The following is a 14,775-nucleotide window of genomic DNA, read 5'->3' as shown; positions in this document are numbered from 1 at the left end:
CCATTGTGGCGACGGGGACGCGGGTCACTCGTCGGCGGCGTCCCCGGCGGGCTCCTCCTCCGACGCGGCGTCACCCGCGTCGTCGCCCGAGCCGTCGTCGGCACCGTCGCCCGTGGGCGTGCTGCGGCAGCCTTCTTGACGGGCCATCGCCTCGCCGAGGTCACCGGTCTGCAGCTCGTGCAGCGCCTGGTCACCGCTCTGCCCCAGCTCCTCCAGCTGCCCGGCGACGTCGCGCAGCCCCTGGGAGAACTCGGCCTGCTCGGACGTGTCGAGACCGTCCACCGTCTCCTTGAGGTCCCCGTACGAACCGGACAGGTCGCGCAGCTCGGACACCGCGTCCTCCCGGAGCCTGGCGCCGTCGTCCACCGGCGGGTCGCCCGCGCCGTCCACGGCGTCGGCGAGCGCGGCGTACGCGTCCGAGATCTCCTGGAACGCGGCCGAGTCCGTCTCCTGCACCTCGGCGGGCGACCGGTCGCCCTCGGTCGCGGCGGCGATGGCGCCGCTGGCCTCCTGGATCTTCTCGACCTGCGGCCTGATGTCGCCGCAGACGTCCTTGGCCCAGGCGTCCAGTTCCTCCCGGTTGTCGTCGCCGCCACAGGCGGACAGCGTGAAGACCAGCGCGGCGCAGCATGTCAGTGCTGTCGCGAGCCTCTTGTGCACGGTTCCTCGTCCCTTTCCTGCCGCCGGGGCCCGTCTGGCGGAAGCCCGTCCGGCGTGCGGCGCTCCCCGGCCCGGTCTGTGTCGGACGGGTCCCAGGGCGGGAACTTACACGCCGTGCTTCCCTCGTCCGAGTGACGGCCGGTGGCGACACCGCGTGTCACAGCCATTTGAACCAGCGTGCCCGACGCCGGTGAACGGGCCGAACGCGCCGGTGACGACCCGTTTCCCACCGCGCCGCGCGCCACGCCCACCGCCTGACGTGGCGGATGTCACGCCGCGTCAGGCGGCGTCAGGCGGCGCCCTTGAACACCTGGGCGCCGTGCCACGCGATGTGCGCCGCCGCCGGAGGCCCGATCCCCGGCAGCTCGTCCACGCCACGCCCGGCGGCGCTGCCCGTCGGCCGTCGGGCCGAGCACGCCGAGGTCGAGAAGAGCGTGGTGCAGCGCGCACGGCGCCAGGGCGTTCGGCAGCTCGTCCGGGCCTTCCTGGCTGTGCCGGCGGATGTGGGCGGCCTCCAGGCCGACGGGGTTGCGGCCGAGACGGCCGTCGAAGCCGCAGACGGCGCAGGCGTAGGCGTACGCGCGCAGCACCTCCTCGGCGAAGTCCGGCCTGCGCTGCCGCCGCCTGGGGGTGCGGCCGGTGAGCTGCCGACGGTGAGGTCGAGCCCCGCCGCCTCGCACAGCGGGCCCTCCAAAGCCGGGGTGCGGCGCCTGATGAAACGAGTGCTGATCAAGGAGAATGCGGGAGGCGGCGACGAGGGTGCCGCGTTCGGCGAGGAGCCGCTCGCCGCTGTCGGGCACGTCCTGCAGGTCCCACGAGTCGCGTTCCAGGTGGACGAAGGGCATCGCCGCCCGCTGCCGCGCGGCGCCGGGGCTGCGCACCGGCGGCCCGAAGTCGTTGATCAGGCGGCTGACGGGCTCCTCGGCATCGTCGTGGCGGACGGCCGTGCTGCCGTGGGCCTCGAAGCGGCCGAGCAGCCAGAGCAGCAGCAGGGGTCTGTGCGGGGCGCGCCGCCCGCGCACCTGCGCCTGGCGGAGCGCGACGAACCGGGCCAGCAGGTCGTCACGCGCACAGCCTGGCGGAGCGCCGCCACGCCGTGCGGGGCGGGTGGCCGTGCGCCGGACGGCCGGGGCCTCAGACCACGGACGCGGTGGCGACGGGCCAGCTCATGCGGATGCGCCCGCCGTGCGCGTCGGAGACCACCTCGACGTCGTCGACGAGCCCGCTGATCACGGCCAGCCCCAGCTCGTCGGTGTCCTCCGCCACCTCGGCGGCCGACTGGTCGCGCGGCGCGGGGACGGTGGTGGGCGCGTCGTCACCGACCTCGATGGAGAACGCCTTCTCCCCCTCGGTCAGCTCCACGCGGACCGGTGTGGTGAGGCCGTGGACGGCGTGCAGGCCCACGGCGCGGCTGCACGCCTCACCGACGGCGAGCCGCAGCTCGTCGAGCACCGACTCCTCGACCCCGGCGCGGCGTGCGACGGCGGCGGCGACGAGCCGGGCGGTGCGCACGTGCTCAGGGGACGCGCTGAATCGGAGTTCGACGGTGGCCATGCCATCCCCCTTGATCGTGCGGACACGCCGCCCCGGCACCGGTACCCGGGGCGGTTCACGTGATGTTCCTGCGGCGGACGGCTAGTCGGTGGCCGCGATGGCCTCGTCCACGGACTCGTGGATCGGGAACACCTTGGTCAGACCCGTGATGCGGAAGATCTTCAGGATGCGCTCCTGATTGCAGACCAGCCGCAGTGAGCCCTCCTGGGCACGGACACGCTTGAGACCGCCGACCAGGACACCCAGCCCGGTGGAGTCAAGGAAGTCGACCCGCTCCATGTCCACCACCAGGTGGTGGTTGCCGTCGTTGACGAGCTCCACCAGCTGTTCGCGCAGCTTGGGCGCGGTGTATACGTCGATCTCGCCGCCTACCTCGACGACCGTTCGGTCGCCTACGGTTCGGGTCGAAAGGGACAGGTCCACGGATGATCCTCCAGCACCTTGCTAACGAGCGGTCGCCCCCCATGGATCGGCAGCCGCCAGGGCATTCAACCACTTACCCGGTGTCCGGGACGACGTCTTACGGCCATTGTCCGTCGGACCAGTGACAGACTCGAAGCCGATGTCCTATGAAGCCGACGCCCGAGAGCACCCGTCACCGCGGGCTGTGCTGGAACGCCTGGGCGCCCGGCAGGACCGGGCTGCGCGCCTCACCCACGCCGAGCACGTGCCCGCCAGAGCGGGTTCGCATGCCGATTGGCCGCAGGAAATACGTCACGAGGTGATCACCGCCATACGGGCCGCCGGAATCGGCCGTCCGTGGGCGCACCAGGCCCGCGCGATCGGCCACGCGGTGCGCGGCGAGTCGGTGATCGTCGCGACCGGCACGGCGTCGGGCAAGTCGCTCGGCTACCAGGCCCCCGTCCTCAGCGCCCTCCTCGACGGGGACGCCGCGCCCGCGCGGCGGGGCGCGACCGCCCTGTACCTGGCGCCGACGAAGGCGCTCGCCGCCGACCAGCTGCGCGCGATACGCGGTCTCGCCGCCCCGCTGGGCACGGCCGTCCGGCCCGTCGCGTACGACGGCGACACGCCGTCCGAGGTCCGCGCCTGGGCCCGCGACCACGCGAACCTGCTGCTCACCAACCCCGACATGCTCCACCGCGGGCTGCTCCCCGGCCACCGGCGGTGGGCCCCGTTCTTCCGCGCCCTGCGCTATGTGGTGATCGACGAGTGCCACGTCTACCGGGGTGTCTTCGGGTCGCACGTGGCGCAGGTCCTGCGCCGCCTGCGGCGGATCTGCGCCCACTACGGGTCCGAACCGGTCTTCCTGCTGGCCTCCGCGACCACGGCCGAGCCGGGCGCGTCGGCGACACGGCTCACCGGCGTGCCGGTCGCCGAGGTGACCGATGACACATCGCCACGCGGCGAACTCGTCTTCGCCCTGTGGGAGCCGCCCCTGACCGAGGCGCGCGGCGAGGGCGGCGCGCCCGTCCGCCGCACGGCCACCGCCGAGACGGCCGAGCTGCTCACCGACCTGACCGCCCACGGCGTACGGACGCTGGCGTTCGTACGGTCCCGGCGCGGCGCGGAGCTGGTGGCCCTGATCGCCCAGGAACGACTGGCCGAGACCGGCCGGTCGCTCGCCGGGCGGATCGCCGCCTACCGGGGCGGCTATCTCCCGGAGGAGCGCCGCGCCCTGGAGCGGGCCCTGCACAGCGGCGAGCTGCTGGGGCTGGCCGCGACCACCGCGCTGGAGCTGGGCGTGGACGTCGCCGGGCTGGACGCGGTGCTGCTGGCGGGCTATCCCGGGACCCGGGCGTCCCTGTGGCAGCAGGCGGGGCGGGCGGGACGCCGCAGTCAGGGCGCCCTGGCCGTGCTGGTGGCCAGGGACGACCCGCTGGACACCTACCTGGTGCACCACCCGGACGCCCTGTTCCGCCGACCGGTCGAATCGACGGTGCTCGACCCCGCGAACCCGTACGTCCTCGCGCCGCACCTGTGCTCGGCCGCCGCCGAACTGCCGCTGTCGAATGTCGACTTCGCGGCGGGTGCGGGTCTGTTCGACCCGGTGGCCGCCGAGCTGCCGCCCAAACTGGCCGAACGCGGCCTGCTCCGCCGCCGTGGCACCCAGTGGTACTGGACGCGCCGCGAGCGGCCCGCCGACCTCGTGGACATCAGGGGCGGGGGCGGCGACCCCGTCCGGGTGGTCGAGGCGGACACCGGCAGGCTCCTCGGCACGGTGGACGCCTCGGCCGCGCACGGGACGGTGCACGACGGCGCCGTCCACCTGCACCAGGGGCGCAGCTATGTGGTCAGGGAGCTGGACCTCGCGGACTCGGTCGCCCTCGTCGAGGAGGCCAACCCCCCGTGGACCACGTCCGCCCGCGAGGTGACGGACCTGTCGGTCCTGACCACCGACACCGAGACCCCGTGGGGCGACGCCCGGCTGTGCTACGGCTCGGTCGAGGTCACCCACCAGGTCGTGTCGTACCTGCGGCGCAGGCTGCTGAGCGGCGAGGTCCTCGGGGAGACGCGGCTCGACCTGCCGCCCCGCACGCTGCGCACCCGCGCGGTCTGGTGGACCATGACCGAGGACCAGCTGGACGCCGCCCGGATCCCCCCGGCGATCCTGCCGGGTGCCCTGCACGCGGCGGAGCACGCGGCGATCGGCATGCTGCCGCTGTTCGCCACCTGCGACCGGTGGGACATCGGCGGTGTCTCGACCGCCCTGCACCCGGACACCCTGCTGCCGACGGTCTTCGTCCACGACGGCCATCCGGGCGGGGCGGGCTTCGCCGAGCGGGCGTTCCACACGGCCAGGGAATGGCTGACCGCCACCCGTGACGCGATCGCCGCCTGCGAGTGCGAGTCCGGCTGCCCGTCCTGCATCCAGTCCCCCAAGTGCGGCAACGGGAACGACCCGCTCCACAAGTCCGGCGCCGTACGGCTGCTGACCGAACTCCTCCGCCACCCCGGCGACACTCCCGCCTGACCACGCCGACGCCTTGTCCGGCAAACCGGCCCACGGGCGCGGGGCGGGCATGTCCGCCCCGTCCGACGGCCCGGCCCTGGCACGCGCCCGCGTACGGTACGGCCCCGCCGCCGCCTCGGCGGTGAGGTCGGCGATCTCCCCCGCCACGTGGCAGCGCACCAGCTCTGCGCCCTGCGCCCCAGCGACACGCCGGGCCAGCTCGCATGCCGCCTCCCCGCCCGCCAGGGCCAGGTCGGCGGCGGCGAGCGCCGCGAGATCGGCGGCCGCGGCCGCCCGCTGCCGGGCGGCCGTCACCTGCCCCAGGGCGAGGACGGCGGCGAACACAAGGCACAGCGCCGCGGCGCAGGTCACCGCCCAGACGCTCGCGGAGCCCCGGTCGGCCGCCGCGCCCCGGTCATCCCGGTTCGGCATGGGCCACCGCCTCACCGGTCACGCCGAGGGCGAGCGCACCGGGCCCGAGCGTCTCCGCCCGCACCACGACCCGGTACAGCTCCCCGTCCCGCCGGACGTCGATCCGGGCACCGCCGGGCGCGACGGCGGCGGCCACGGCCGTCACGTCCGCCTCCGTCTCCCCCCGCGCGGCGGCCCGTGCCCCGGCGCGGGCGGCGTCGCCGCACTGCAGCCGGACCGCGACGGCGCCGAGCCCCCACAGCATCGCCCCGAGCAGCAGGACCAGGGCGGGCACGACGATCGCGCTCTCGGCCGTGACGTACCCCCGGTCACAGCTGCGCGTCGAGCGCCTGCTCGACCAGCCCCAGCAAGGCATCGCTCACCGCCCCCGACGTGAGGACCTGGTAGAGCACGGTCCCGAGAGCGGCCGCGGCGATGGTGCCCACGGCGTACTCGGCGGTGCTCATGCCGTCGTCGCGGCAGGCGGCGGCACGCCGCCGGGCGGCCCAGGCACGGCAGGGCCGCGCCTCACGCCGCCGCACGGCCCGGGGCCGCTCACGGACGGGTCGCCGGGTGCAGGGGGCGCCGTCGTCCGGGGCACCCGCGGTCAGGACATGTACGGAACGCATGCTCACAGCAACTCCTTCGTCAGCCCGATCACCACGGGCACGACACCGATCAACAGGAAGGCGGGGAGGAAGCAGAGCCCCAGCGGGCCGGTGACGGCGACCGCCGCGCGGCGTGCGCTGCCCTGGGCGGCCCGCCGCCGCCTGGCCCGGCTCTCGGCGGCCTCGGCCGTCACGGCCGCCGCCACGGGCGCGCCGCTTGTCTCGGCCAGCTCCAGACGGCGGGCGAGCCCCGCGGCGCCGGGGAGCGTGCCGAACGAGCCCCATACGGCGGCCGGGTCGCCGCCGAGCCGCAGCTCGGCCCCAACCCGCCGCAACCGGTCGCCGACCGGCCCGCCCAGCGCGGCTCCGACCGCGCCGGCCGCCGCTGCCGGGGCCGCACCGGCCGCGAGGCACGCGGCCAGCAGACCGGCCGCCAGCGGCAGCGCCGGGTCCGTCCGGGGCCGCGCCGGGCGCAACCGCCGTCGCAGCGCCGCCACCCGGGCCCTGGCGAGCGGTCGCCCGCACAGGCCCGCGAGCCGGTCACGCCGCCACCGGTCCCCCCGCTCGCGCACCAGCACCCACGCGAGCACCGGCAGCGACAGGGCGAGCGCGGCGGCAGCCGTGGCCTGCGGGGCGTTCACGACGCGGACCGTTCGGCGCGGCGGACGATCGCGGCCACCCAGAACACGCCCGCCCACTCCAGGGCAGCGCCCAGCAGCAGGCAGACCAGCCCCGGCGTGGTGTGCAGCAGGACCTCAAGGGGCCGCACGCCCATCGCGGCGCCGAGCAGCAGTCCGAAGACGGGCAGCCCGGCCAGGAGGAACGTGGTCGCCCTCGGTCCGGCGAGCTGGGAGCGCAGTTCCTCGCGCTGGGCCTGCTCCGCGCGCAGGACCTCGGCGACCCGTTCCAGCCCGGTGGCCAGCGAAGCCCCGCCGTCGACCGCCACCTCCCAGCAGGCGGCGACGCCGCGCAGCCCCTCCGCCCCCGGCTGCCCGGCGGCCCGGCCGAGCGCGGCGGGGATGTCTCCCCCGTACCGCGCCGCGGCGCGCAGGGCCGCCCCCCGCTCGCCGAGGCCCTCCGGCGGTACGGCGGCCAGTGCCTGGACGGGCGTCCGTCCCGCCCTCACCTCCCCCGCCAGGGAGGCGCAGAAGGCCACGACCTCCTTGCGCCGCCGCTCCGCCGCGCGCCCGTCCCGGACATGCCGCCGGCGGCGGACGGCGAGCGGTGCCAGCGCCGCGCCGAGGAGCAGCGGCAACGGCGAGCTTCCCCAGGCAGCGAGGAGCAGCCCGGCCGCCAGGGCGCCGAGCGCGACCCGCCGGTCCCGCGCGTCCATCGGGCCGAACGGCCGCCACCGCCATCGCGTCCGCACCGGGCCCGCGTCACCCACCGGCCGGAGCAGCAGCCTGCTGCGGCGCGGTAGGCCGTCGGCGAGGAGCCATGCCCCGGCGCCCACGCAGAGCGCGGCCGTGAAGTGCGGCAGCTGGCCGGTCACAGGGCCTCACCGGCCCGGGAGCAGAGCCGGTCGAGTCGCGCCCAGCCGGACTCGCGAACGAATCCCCCGGGACTCCAGCGCGCGGCCGGTACCGTCCGCACCAGCCCGTCCCCGTCCCGTTCCAGCACGTGGACCTCGGCGATCCTGCGCTGTCCCGAGACGCGGTCGCGGGTCAGGTGCAGGACGACGGAGAGCGCCGCGGCCAGCTGGCTGTGCAGCGCGGCCCTCGGCAGTCCCGCCGCGCTGCCCAGCGCTTCGAGCCTGGCCGGGACATCGGCGGCGGCGTTGGCGTGCAGGGTGCCGCAGCCGCCTTCGTGGCCGGTGTTCAGCGCGCCGAGCAGGTCGAGCACCTCGGGGCCGCGGCACTCGCCGACGACCAGCCGGTCGGGCCGCATCCGCAGCGCCTGCCTGACGAGGTCCCGCAGCGTGACCCGCCCCGCGCCCTCCTGGTTGGCGGGGCGCGTCTCCAGGCGTACGACGTGCGGGTGGTCGGGCCGCAGTTCGGCCGAGTCCTCGACCAGGACGACACGCTCGCCGGGTCCCGCCAGCCCGAGGAGGGCGGCGAGCAGGGTGCTCTTGCCGGTGCCGGTGCCCCCGGTGACGAGGAACGACAGCCGGGCGGCCATCAGCGTCCTGAGCAGATGGCCGCCGCCCGGGGGCACGGTGCCCGCCGCGGTCAGCTCCTCCAGGGTGAACGCGCGGGGCCGCACCACGCGCAGCGACAGGCACGGCGAGCCGAGCACGACCGGTGGCAGCACGGCGTGCATGCGCGTCCCGTCGGCGAGCCGGATGTCGGCCCAGGGCCTGGCGTCGTCGAGCCGCCGGCCGGCCGCGGCGGCGAGCCGCTGGGCCAGCCGCCGGATGGCCGTGGCGTCCGGGAAGCGCACCGGGGCGCGCTCCAGCCCGTGGCCCCGGTCGACCCAGATGTCGTCGGGTCCGTTCACCAGGACGTCGGTGACGTCGGGCTCGGCGAGCAGGGTTTGGAGCGGTCCCGCGCCGACCAGTTCGGAGCGCAGGGCCCGGACGACGGACAGGACGGCGCTGTCGCCCAGCAGACGCCCCTGGGCGCGGAGGGCGGCGGCGACCCTGCCGGGTGTCGGTTCGTCGCCTCCGGCGGCGAGCCGCAGCCGGACGCCGTCCAGCAGTTCGCGCAGTTCGGCGGGGTCGAGGGAGCCGACACCACCGGCGGTGGCAGTGGCGACGGGGGCGGGGATCGCGGTGCTCATGCCGGCACCTCCGCGTCCGTCGCGGTGTGGGACAGCAGGGTCTCGCAGAAGCGGGCCAGCACGCCCCGGGGGTACGCGCCCGGCGGATCGCCCCGTTCGGCCGCCGCCGTCAGGCCGGGCTCGTCGGGGAGTTCACCGGCGAGCGGCAGTCCGAGCAGCTCGCCCAGTTCGTCGGCGGTCAGCCCGCGCGCGGCGGGCGGCCTGGCCACGACCCGCAGGTCGCGGACGCGGCTCCCCGCAGTGGCCACCACCCGCCGCGCGGCGACGAGCGCCCGCAGCTCCCCCGGGACGACGAGCAGCCCGAGGTCGAGATGGGCCAGTGCCACGGCGACCGCCTCGTCCACGGCCCTCGGCAGGTCGAGGACGACGAGCCCGCCGCCGCGCCGCGCGGCGGCCAGCACCGAGCGCATCGCCTCGCCGGGCAGCGGCGTCGCGTCCGCCCGGTCCCAGCTGAGGAGGCGCACGCCGTGGGCGCGGGGCAGGGACTCGTCGAGCGCCCGCCCGGACAGGCGTCCGCTCGCCGAGACGAGCGCGGGCCAGCGGGGGCCCGTCGCCGTCTCGCTGCCGAGGAGGACGTCGAGCCCGCCGCCGAGGGAGTCGCAGTCCAGCAGGGTCGTGCGGGTGCCCCGCCGGGCCGCCGTGACGGCCAGGGCGCAGGCGAGCGTGGAGGCGCCGGCCCCGCCTCTGCCGCCGAGCACGCCGACGGTGAGCGCGGGACGGCCGGGATCGGTCACCTCGGCCAGCCGCTCGACCAGCCACGGCTCGTCGCCCGGCAGGTGCACGACCTGCTCGGCGCCGAGGGTCAGGCCGCGCTCCCACACGGTGTGGTCGTCGAGGTCCCGGCCGACGAGGACGACGCCGGGCCGCCTGCCGGGCCACCGGGCGGGATCGGTGCGGGCCAGGGCCCGGTCGTCCCCGAGCAGCACGAGCGGGGCGCGCTGCCACGGGCCGGGCGGCGGGGTGGTGTCACGCACCACGTCCGGCTCGGCGCCGACCGCCGCGCACAGCCTCAGCAGCCGGTCGAGCAACTGCTCGTCACCGGTGAAAATCAGAATGGAATCGGCCATGCCGCTCGTCCCTTCAACCCGTTCACACCGTTCAACACGGGTAAACCGTTCGTCCGTTTGCCACATCGACTTCGCCCTGCGCATCCGGCCGGTCGCCGAACGCATCGGAAGTCACGGCAATACGGTGCCGTCGCGAACGGCGTTTCAGGGGCGGCGGCCGAAATCTGTGGACAACTCACAGCCTGTGGAAAACTCCGTCACCCGATTCGGTGACGTCTGGGCACGAAAAGCCGCACACCCGTCATGGGTCGCTACGGTGAGTGAGTGTTCAGGGGAAAGGGCCGGAAGGCCCGGGACGAAGAGGCCGCGCCGAACGCGCGCCGGGCCAGGGTCCGTTGGCGGCCGCCGGGAAGGGAAAACGCCCCCGGACATGCGACGACCCCCGCCGGGGGGGAGAGCGGGGGTCGTCTTCCTCGGCCGACTCGGGGGGGGAGGAGCCGGACCGGGTTAGCACGGTCGCGAACGATCCGTGACTTCCATGGTGTACCCGAGAGCCTTCTCAGGCAAACCCAACACCACCAGCGTACGCCGAATGGCGGCCCTTTATGCTCGGCACGTGGAAATCATGCCCCGGCCTCGCACCGCCGCGTTCTTCGATCTCGACAAGACCGTCATCGCGAAGTCGAGCACGTTCACCTTCAGCCGACACTTCTACCAGGGCGGCCTCATCAACAGGCGCGCCGTCCTGCGCACCGCGTACACCCAGTTCGTCTACCTGCTCGGCGGCGCGGACCACGAGCAGATGGAACGCATGCGGGAGTACCTTTCCGCGCTCTGCCGGGGGTGGAACGTGGAGCAGGTCAGGGAGATCGTCGCCGAGACGCTGCACGCGGTGATCGACCCGATCATCTACGACGAGGCGGCCTCCCTCATCGAGCGGCACCACGCGGCGGGCCGGGACGTCGTGATCGTCAGCTCGTCGGGCGCCGAACTCGTGGAGCCCATCGGCGAGCTGCTGGGGGCCGACCGCGTCGTCGCGACCCGCCTCGTGGTCGAGGACGGCTGCTTCACGGGCGAGGTCGAGTACTACGCCTACGGCCCGACAAAGGCCGAGGCCATCACCGAGCTGGCCGCCTCCGAGGGCTACGACCTCGACCGCTGCTACGCGTACAGCGACTCCATCACCGACATCCCGATGCTGGAGTCCGTCGGCCACCCGCACGCCGTCAACCCGGACCGCGCGCTCCGCCGCGAGGCGCTGGCCCGCGAGTGGCCGGTGCTCACGTTCGAGCGGCCGGTGCGGCTGCGCAAGCGCGTCCCCGGGCTGTCGCCGCGCCCCGCGATCGTGGCGGGCGCGGCCGTGGCCGCCGCCGCGTGCGCGGCGGGCGTCGTCTGGTACGCCGGGCGGCGCAGGGCGGCACGCCGCGCGGCGGCCGGCGCCTCCTGAACGAGGACCGCCCGAACGCCAGGACGGGTCAGGCGCCCCGCTGGAGCGCCTCGCACACCGCCACGGACTCCCGGGCGCCCAGCTCCACCGCGCGCCCGCAGTGCGTGATCCAGGCCGCGACCCCCTCGGGGGTCCCGGTCGCGTAACCGGCGAGCGCGGTGAGATACGCGTCGCGCCCCGCCTCGGCGTGCCCGACCTCGGCGGGCGTCACGGACTTGGGGTCGAGCCCCGACGACACGAGGACGATCCGCTGCGCGGCCCGCGCCACCAGCCCGTTGTGCGAGGTGAACGGCCGCAGCGCGAGCAGTTCCCCGTGGACCACGGCGGCCTGGACGAGCGCCGGCGCCCGGCTCCCGGCGACGACGAGGGCGCTCAGCGCGTCGAGCCTGGCCGCCATCGCGTCGGCGCCCGGCAGCGCCACACCTCGCGCGGCGAGTCCGTCGAGCGCGGGCTCGTCCACCGCCTCGCCCGCCAGGCGGGGCCTTCCCACGGCAGGAACGTCGGGGCCACCGCCGTTCACTCCGCCCGCCGCCAACAGGTGCAGCCTGGCCAGCACCCGGGACGGCGACGCACGCCAGACGGAGAGCAGCTGCCCCGCCTCCGCGCTCAGCCGCAGGGCGGCCCCGACCGTCCTGGCCTCCGCGTCCGCGCCGAAGTCGCTGCGCCTGCGGACCTCCTCGAGCGCCCAGTCGGCGCCGTCCAGCGCCGCGGACGCGCGGGCGCCGCGCAGGGCGGCCTCGGCGGCCACCTCGGAGCTGCGGCGGCGCATCACCCGGTGCCCGTGCACGCCGTCGACGGCCGCGCGGACGGCCGCGACAGCGTCGGGGACGCCCGGCAGGTCGCCGAGGGGCGCGAGGGGGTCGGTCGTCGAAAGGTCGCCGTTCATAGCACCGAGCCTAGGCCCGGTCCAGCGGGCAGCACTCACACGTTCGAGTGCACTTGCCGACCGCTGTCCGAAGGAACCGTCCGGCATGGCTAGGCTAATGAACATGAAGATCGCTTTCGTTGGCAAGGGCGGCAGCGGGAAGACCACGCTGTCCTCGCTGTTCATCCGCTACCTGGCCGCCAGGGGCACGCCGGTGACCGCTGTCGACGCGGACATCAACCAGCACCTCGGCGCGGCGCTCGGCCTGGGCGACGACGAGGCCGCCGCGGTACCGCCGCTCGGGGGGCACCTGCCGTTCATCAAGGACTACCTGCGCGGCAGCAACCCCCGTATCCTCTCCGCCGATTCCATGATCAAGACGACGCCGCCGGGCGAGGGCTCCCGGCTGCTGCGGCTCGCGGGGGACAACCCGGTGTTCGCCCGGTGCGCCAGGACGGTCCCGCTGGAGGGCACCGGCGGCTCGGCCCGGCTGCTGGCGACGGGCCCCTTCACCGAGGACGACCTCGGCGTGGCCTGCTACCACTCGAAGACGGGCGCCGTCGAGCTGTGCCTGAACCACCTGATCGACGGACGCGACGAGTACGTCGTGGTGGACATGACGGCGGGCAGCGACTCGTTCGCCTCGGGGATGTTCACCCGCTTCGACATGACCTTCCTGGTCGCCGAGCCCACCCGCAAGGGGGTCTCGGTCTACCGCCAGTACCGCGAGTACGCGCGGGACTTCGGCGTCGCGCTCCGCGTCGTGGGGAACAAGGTGCAGGGCCCGGACGACGTGGAGTTCCTGCGTGAGCAGGTCGGGGACGACCTGCTCGTCACCTGCGGGCACTCGGACTGGGTGCGCGCGCTGGAGCGGGGCGCGCCCCGCCCGTTCACCGCTCTCGAGGCGGAGAACCTGCGGGCGCTCGACACGCTCTTCGAGGCCGCGGACGCGGCGCACGAGCGGCGCGACTGGGGCCGCTACACCCAGCAGATGGTGCACTTCCACCTCAAGAACGCCGCGGGCTGGGGCAACGAGCGCACCGGCGTCGACCTCGCCGCCCAGATCGACCCCGGCTTCGTCCTCAGCGAGTCGGCGGACGTGGGCTGGAGCCCACAGCCCGCCTGACCCGCCGGGACGCGTCAGCCCGCGAGGAACGCCTCCCATCCCGCCGCCGGACGCTCGCCGACGCCCAGGGTCCGCAGCTTCTCCAGCACCGCCGGGTCCTGGGCGTCCAGCCAGTCCACGAGCTGGCGGAACGAGACGCAGCGCACGCCGTCGCGCGGGCAGACGTCCTTGATGACGTCCTCGACCGCGTCCATGTAGACGCCGCCGTTCCAGTTCTCGAAGTGGTTGCCGATGATGAGCGGCGCCCGGTTGCCCTCGTAGGCGCGGTCGAACGCCTCCATCAGCCCGGCGCGCATCTCCTCGCCCCAGGCGGCGTGCCGCGAGGAATCACCGCTCTGGGCGCCGGACTGGTTGAACATGAAGTTGTAGTCCATCGACAGCGTCTCGAAGCTGTGGCCGGGCACGGGCACGGACTGGAGCGGGACGTCCCACAGCCCCTCGCGGCGGCTGGGCCAGACCTGGAGCCCGTTGCCGCTGGAGTCGTAGCGGAAGCCGGCCTCCGCAGCGGCCGTCAGCAGGTTGTCCTGCCCTTCGAGGCAGGGGGCGCGGCCGCCGATCAGCTCGTCCGCGTAGTCGAACGGCAGGGGGTCGAGGTCGGTGCGGCCCGTGGTGGTCCGCCAGTTCTGGACCATCCACATGGCCTGCTCGATCTCGCTGCGCCAGTCGTCCACGCTCCAGCCGGCGACGCCTTCGGGGCCGCAGAAGTGCCCGTTGAAGTGGGTGCCGATCTCGTTGCCCTCACGCCACGCGGCCGCGACCTGCTCGACGGTGTCGGCGACGTGCTGGTCGTTCAGGTAGCCGATGTCGGAGGCGCCGGGCGACCTGCCGGGCGGGTGGTAGCGGTCGCGCTCCGCCTCGGGGAGGAGGTAGAGGCCCGACAGGAAGAACGTCATGTCGGCGCCGTACTCCTCGCCGAGTTCGCGGAAGCGGGCGAACAGGCCGCTGCCGTCCTCGCCCGCGCCGTCCCAGGAGAAGACGACGAACTGCGGCGGCTCCTCACCGGGCGCGAGCGGCTCGGCCTCCGCGGCGCCCGGCTGGGGGCCGGTGTCCGCCGTCGAGCCGTCGCCGATCGGGCGGGCGGCGGGTGTCTCCGACGCGTCGGGCGTCCCCGGGCCGTTCTCGCCCGTGCCCTGGCCGCCCGGCGCGTCCTGGCCGCCGCGCGTCGCGTCCGTCGCGTCCCCGCCGCCGGAGCCGCAGCCCGCCGCCACCAGGGCCAGCGCGGCGATCGCCGCGCCCGAAGCCACCAGCCTCCTGTGTGTGACCATCCCAGGTCCTCTCGCCGCCGATGCGGCGCCCGGGGCCGGGTTCGCCGCACCGCCAACTTCCCTCGTGAGGCATAAGAGATGTTTGTACGACAAGCGTATTCACTGATTAATTAACTCGTTTAGGTTAATTAAGGCCTGAATGGAGACTTCGGGGTAGAGGAGGGCTTTACGCGGCATTACTCTTCATTTACCGACGCTTGAGC

Annotated in this window: 14 protein-coding genes and 2 pseudogenes; 3 read left to right on the top strand and 13 right to left on the bottom strand. The window is 74.9% G+C overall.

The window, feature by feature from the left end; all coding sequences use genetic code 11:
* Window positions 1-24: 24 nt before the first annotated feature.
* The 4 genes and pseudogenes from ACIBPC_RS10205 to ACIBPC_RS10190 form a co-directional block, all read right to left on the bottom strand.
* Entirely contained in the window at window positions 25-660 is a 636-nt protein-coding gene (locus ACIBPC_RS10205) for a small secreted protein (protein WP_398842614.1), read from the bottom strand.
* A 289-nt stretch (window positions 661-949) separates the two neighbouring features.
* Window positions 950-1,718 (bottom strand): annotated as a pseudogene (locus ACIBPC_RS10200) (HNH endonuclease).
* Window positions 1,719-1,794: 76 nt separating this feature from the next.
* Window positions 1,795-2,214: an ATP-binding protein gene (locus tag ACIBPC_RS10195; protein ID WP_398842612.1), complete on the bottom strand. Its 420-nt coding sequence runs from the start codon at window positions 2,212-2,214 to the stop codon at window positions 1,795-1,797.
* Between the two features lie 81 nt (window positions 2,215-2,295).
* Entirely contained in the window at window positions 2,296-2,637 is a 342-nt protein-coding gene (locus tag ACIBPC_RS10190; RefSeq protein WP_052847650.1) for an STAS domain-containing protein, read from the bottom strand.
* A 139-nt stretch (window positions 2,638-2,776) separates the two neighbouring features.
* On the opposite strand from ACIBPC_RS10190, the gene ACIBPC_RS10185 reads away from it, so the two are divergent.
* Window positions 2,777-5,146 (top strand): DEAD/DEAH box helicase, encoded by a 2,370-nt coding sequence (locus tag ACIBPC_RS10185; RefSeq protein WP_398842609.1) that lies wholly within the window; start codon window positions 2,777-2,779, stop codon window positions 5,144-5,146.
* Window positions 5,147-5,272: 126 nt separating this feature from the next.
* On the opposite strand, the pseudogene ACIBPC_RS10180 reads toward ACIBPC_RS10185, so the two are convergent.
* From ACIBPC_RS10180 to ssd, 7 genes and pseudogenes are all read right to left on the bottom strand, one after another.
* Window positions 5,273-5,557 (bottom strand): annotated as a pseudogene (locus tag ACIBPC_RS10180) (Rv3654c family TadE-like protein); the annotation flags it as partial.
* Complete coding sequence (locus ACIBPC_RS10175; protein ID WP_398842605.1) at window positions 5,541-5,831, bottom strand: TadE family type IV pilus minor pilin; 291 nt, start codon at window positions 5,829-5,831, stop codon at window positions 5,541-5,543. The gene ACIBPC_RS10175 and the pseudogene ACIBPC_RS10180, both read right to left, overlap by 17 nt.
* Before the next feature lie 34 nt (window positions 5,832-5,865).
* Entirely contained in the window at window positions 5,866-6,165 is a 300-nt protein-coding gene (locus ACIBPC_RS10170) for a DUF4244 domain-containing protein (protein ID WP_398842603.1), read from the bottom strand.
* A 2-nt stretch (window positions 6,166-6,167) separates the two neighbouring features.
* Window positions 6,168-6,785, bottom strand: a complete 618-nt coding sequence (locus ACIBPC_RS10165) for a type II secretion system F family protein (RefSeq protein ID WP_398842600.1) — start codon at window positions 6,783-6,785, stop codon at window positions 6,168-6,170.
* The gene (locus ACIBPC_RS10160; protein ID WP_398842597.1) at window positions 6,782-7,636 is read right to left on the bottom strand and encodes a type II secretion system F family protein; all 855 of its coding nucleotides are present in this window, start codon (window positions 7,634-7,636) and stop codon (window positions 6,782-6,784) included. The genes ACIBPC_RS10165 and ACIBPC_RS10160 overlap by 4 nt, the downstream gene beginning before the upstream one ends.
* The gene (locus tag ACIBPC_RS10155) at window positions 7,633-8,862 is read right to left on the bottom strand and encodes a TadA family conjugal transfer-associated ATPase (RefSeq protein ID WP_398842595.1); all 1,230 of its coding nucleotides are present in this window, start codon (window positions 8,860-8,862) and stop codon (window positions 7,633-7,635) included. Before ACIBPC_RS10155 ends, ACIBPC_RS10160 begins: the two co-directional genes overlap by 4 nt.
* On the bottom strand, window positions 8,859-9,929 hold the full coding sequence (ssd, locus tag ACIBPC_RS10150) for a septum site-determining protein Ssd (protein WP_398842592.1): 1,071 nt from the start codon (window positions 9,927-9,929) through the stop codon (window positions 8,859-8,861). Before ssd ends, ACIBPC_RS10155 begins: the two co-directional genes overlap by 4 nt.
* Before the next feature lie 565 nt (window positions 9,930-10,494).
* Between ssd and ACIBPC_RS10145 the strand changes: the two genes are divergently transcribed.
* Window positions 10,495-11,316, top strand: coding sequence for an HAD family hydrolase (locus ACIBPC_RS10145; protein WP_362965134.1), 822 nt, complete (start codon window positions 10,495-10,497; stop codon window positions 11,314-11,316).
* 28 nt (window positions 11,317-11,344) lie between these two features.
* Here ACIBPC_RS10145 and ACIBPC_RS10140 read toward each other — a convergent pair whose 3' ends face one another.
* A complete protein-coding gene (locus ACIBPC_RS10140; RefSeq protein WP_398842590.1) occupies window positions 11,345-12,202 on the bottom strand; it encodes an oxidoreductase in 858 nt (285 codons plus the stop codon).
* A 103-nt stretch (window positions 12,203-12,305) separates the two neighbouring features.
* Between ACIBPC_RS10140 and ACIBPC_RS10135 the strand changes: the two genes are divergently transcribed.
* Entirely contained in the window at window positions 12,306-13,307 is a 1,002-nt protein-coding gene (locus ACIBPC_RS10135; protein WP_362964997.1) for an ATP-binding protein, read from the top strand.
* 14 nt (window positions 13,308-13,321) lie between these two features.
* Here ACIBPC_RS10135 and ACIBPC_RS10130 read toward each other — a convergent pair whose 3' ends face one another.
* Window positions 13,322-14,572: a hypothetical protein gene (locus ACIBPC_RS10130; RefSeq protein ID WP_398842587.1), complete on the bottom strand. Its 1,251-nt coding sequence runs from the start codon at window positions 14,570-14,572 to the stop codon at window positions 13,322-13,324.
* Between the last annotated feature and the right edge of the window lie 203 nt (window positions 14,573-14,775).

The sequence above is a fragment of the Streptomyces sp. NPDC049879 genome (assembly GCF_044461265.1).
In the GTDB taxonomy this organism is placed as follows: Bacteria; Actinomycetota; Actinomycetes; order Streptomycetales; family Streptomycetaceae; genus Streptomyces.
The sequence above is the reverse complement of the archived record's forward strand: the minus strand, read 5'-3'. Positions and strand labels throughout refer to the sequence as shown.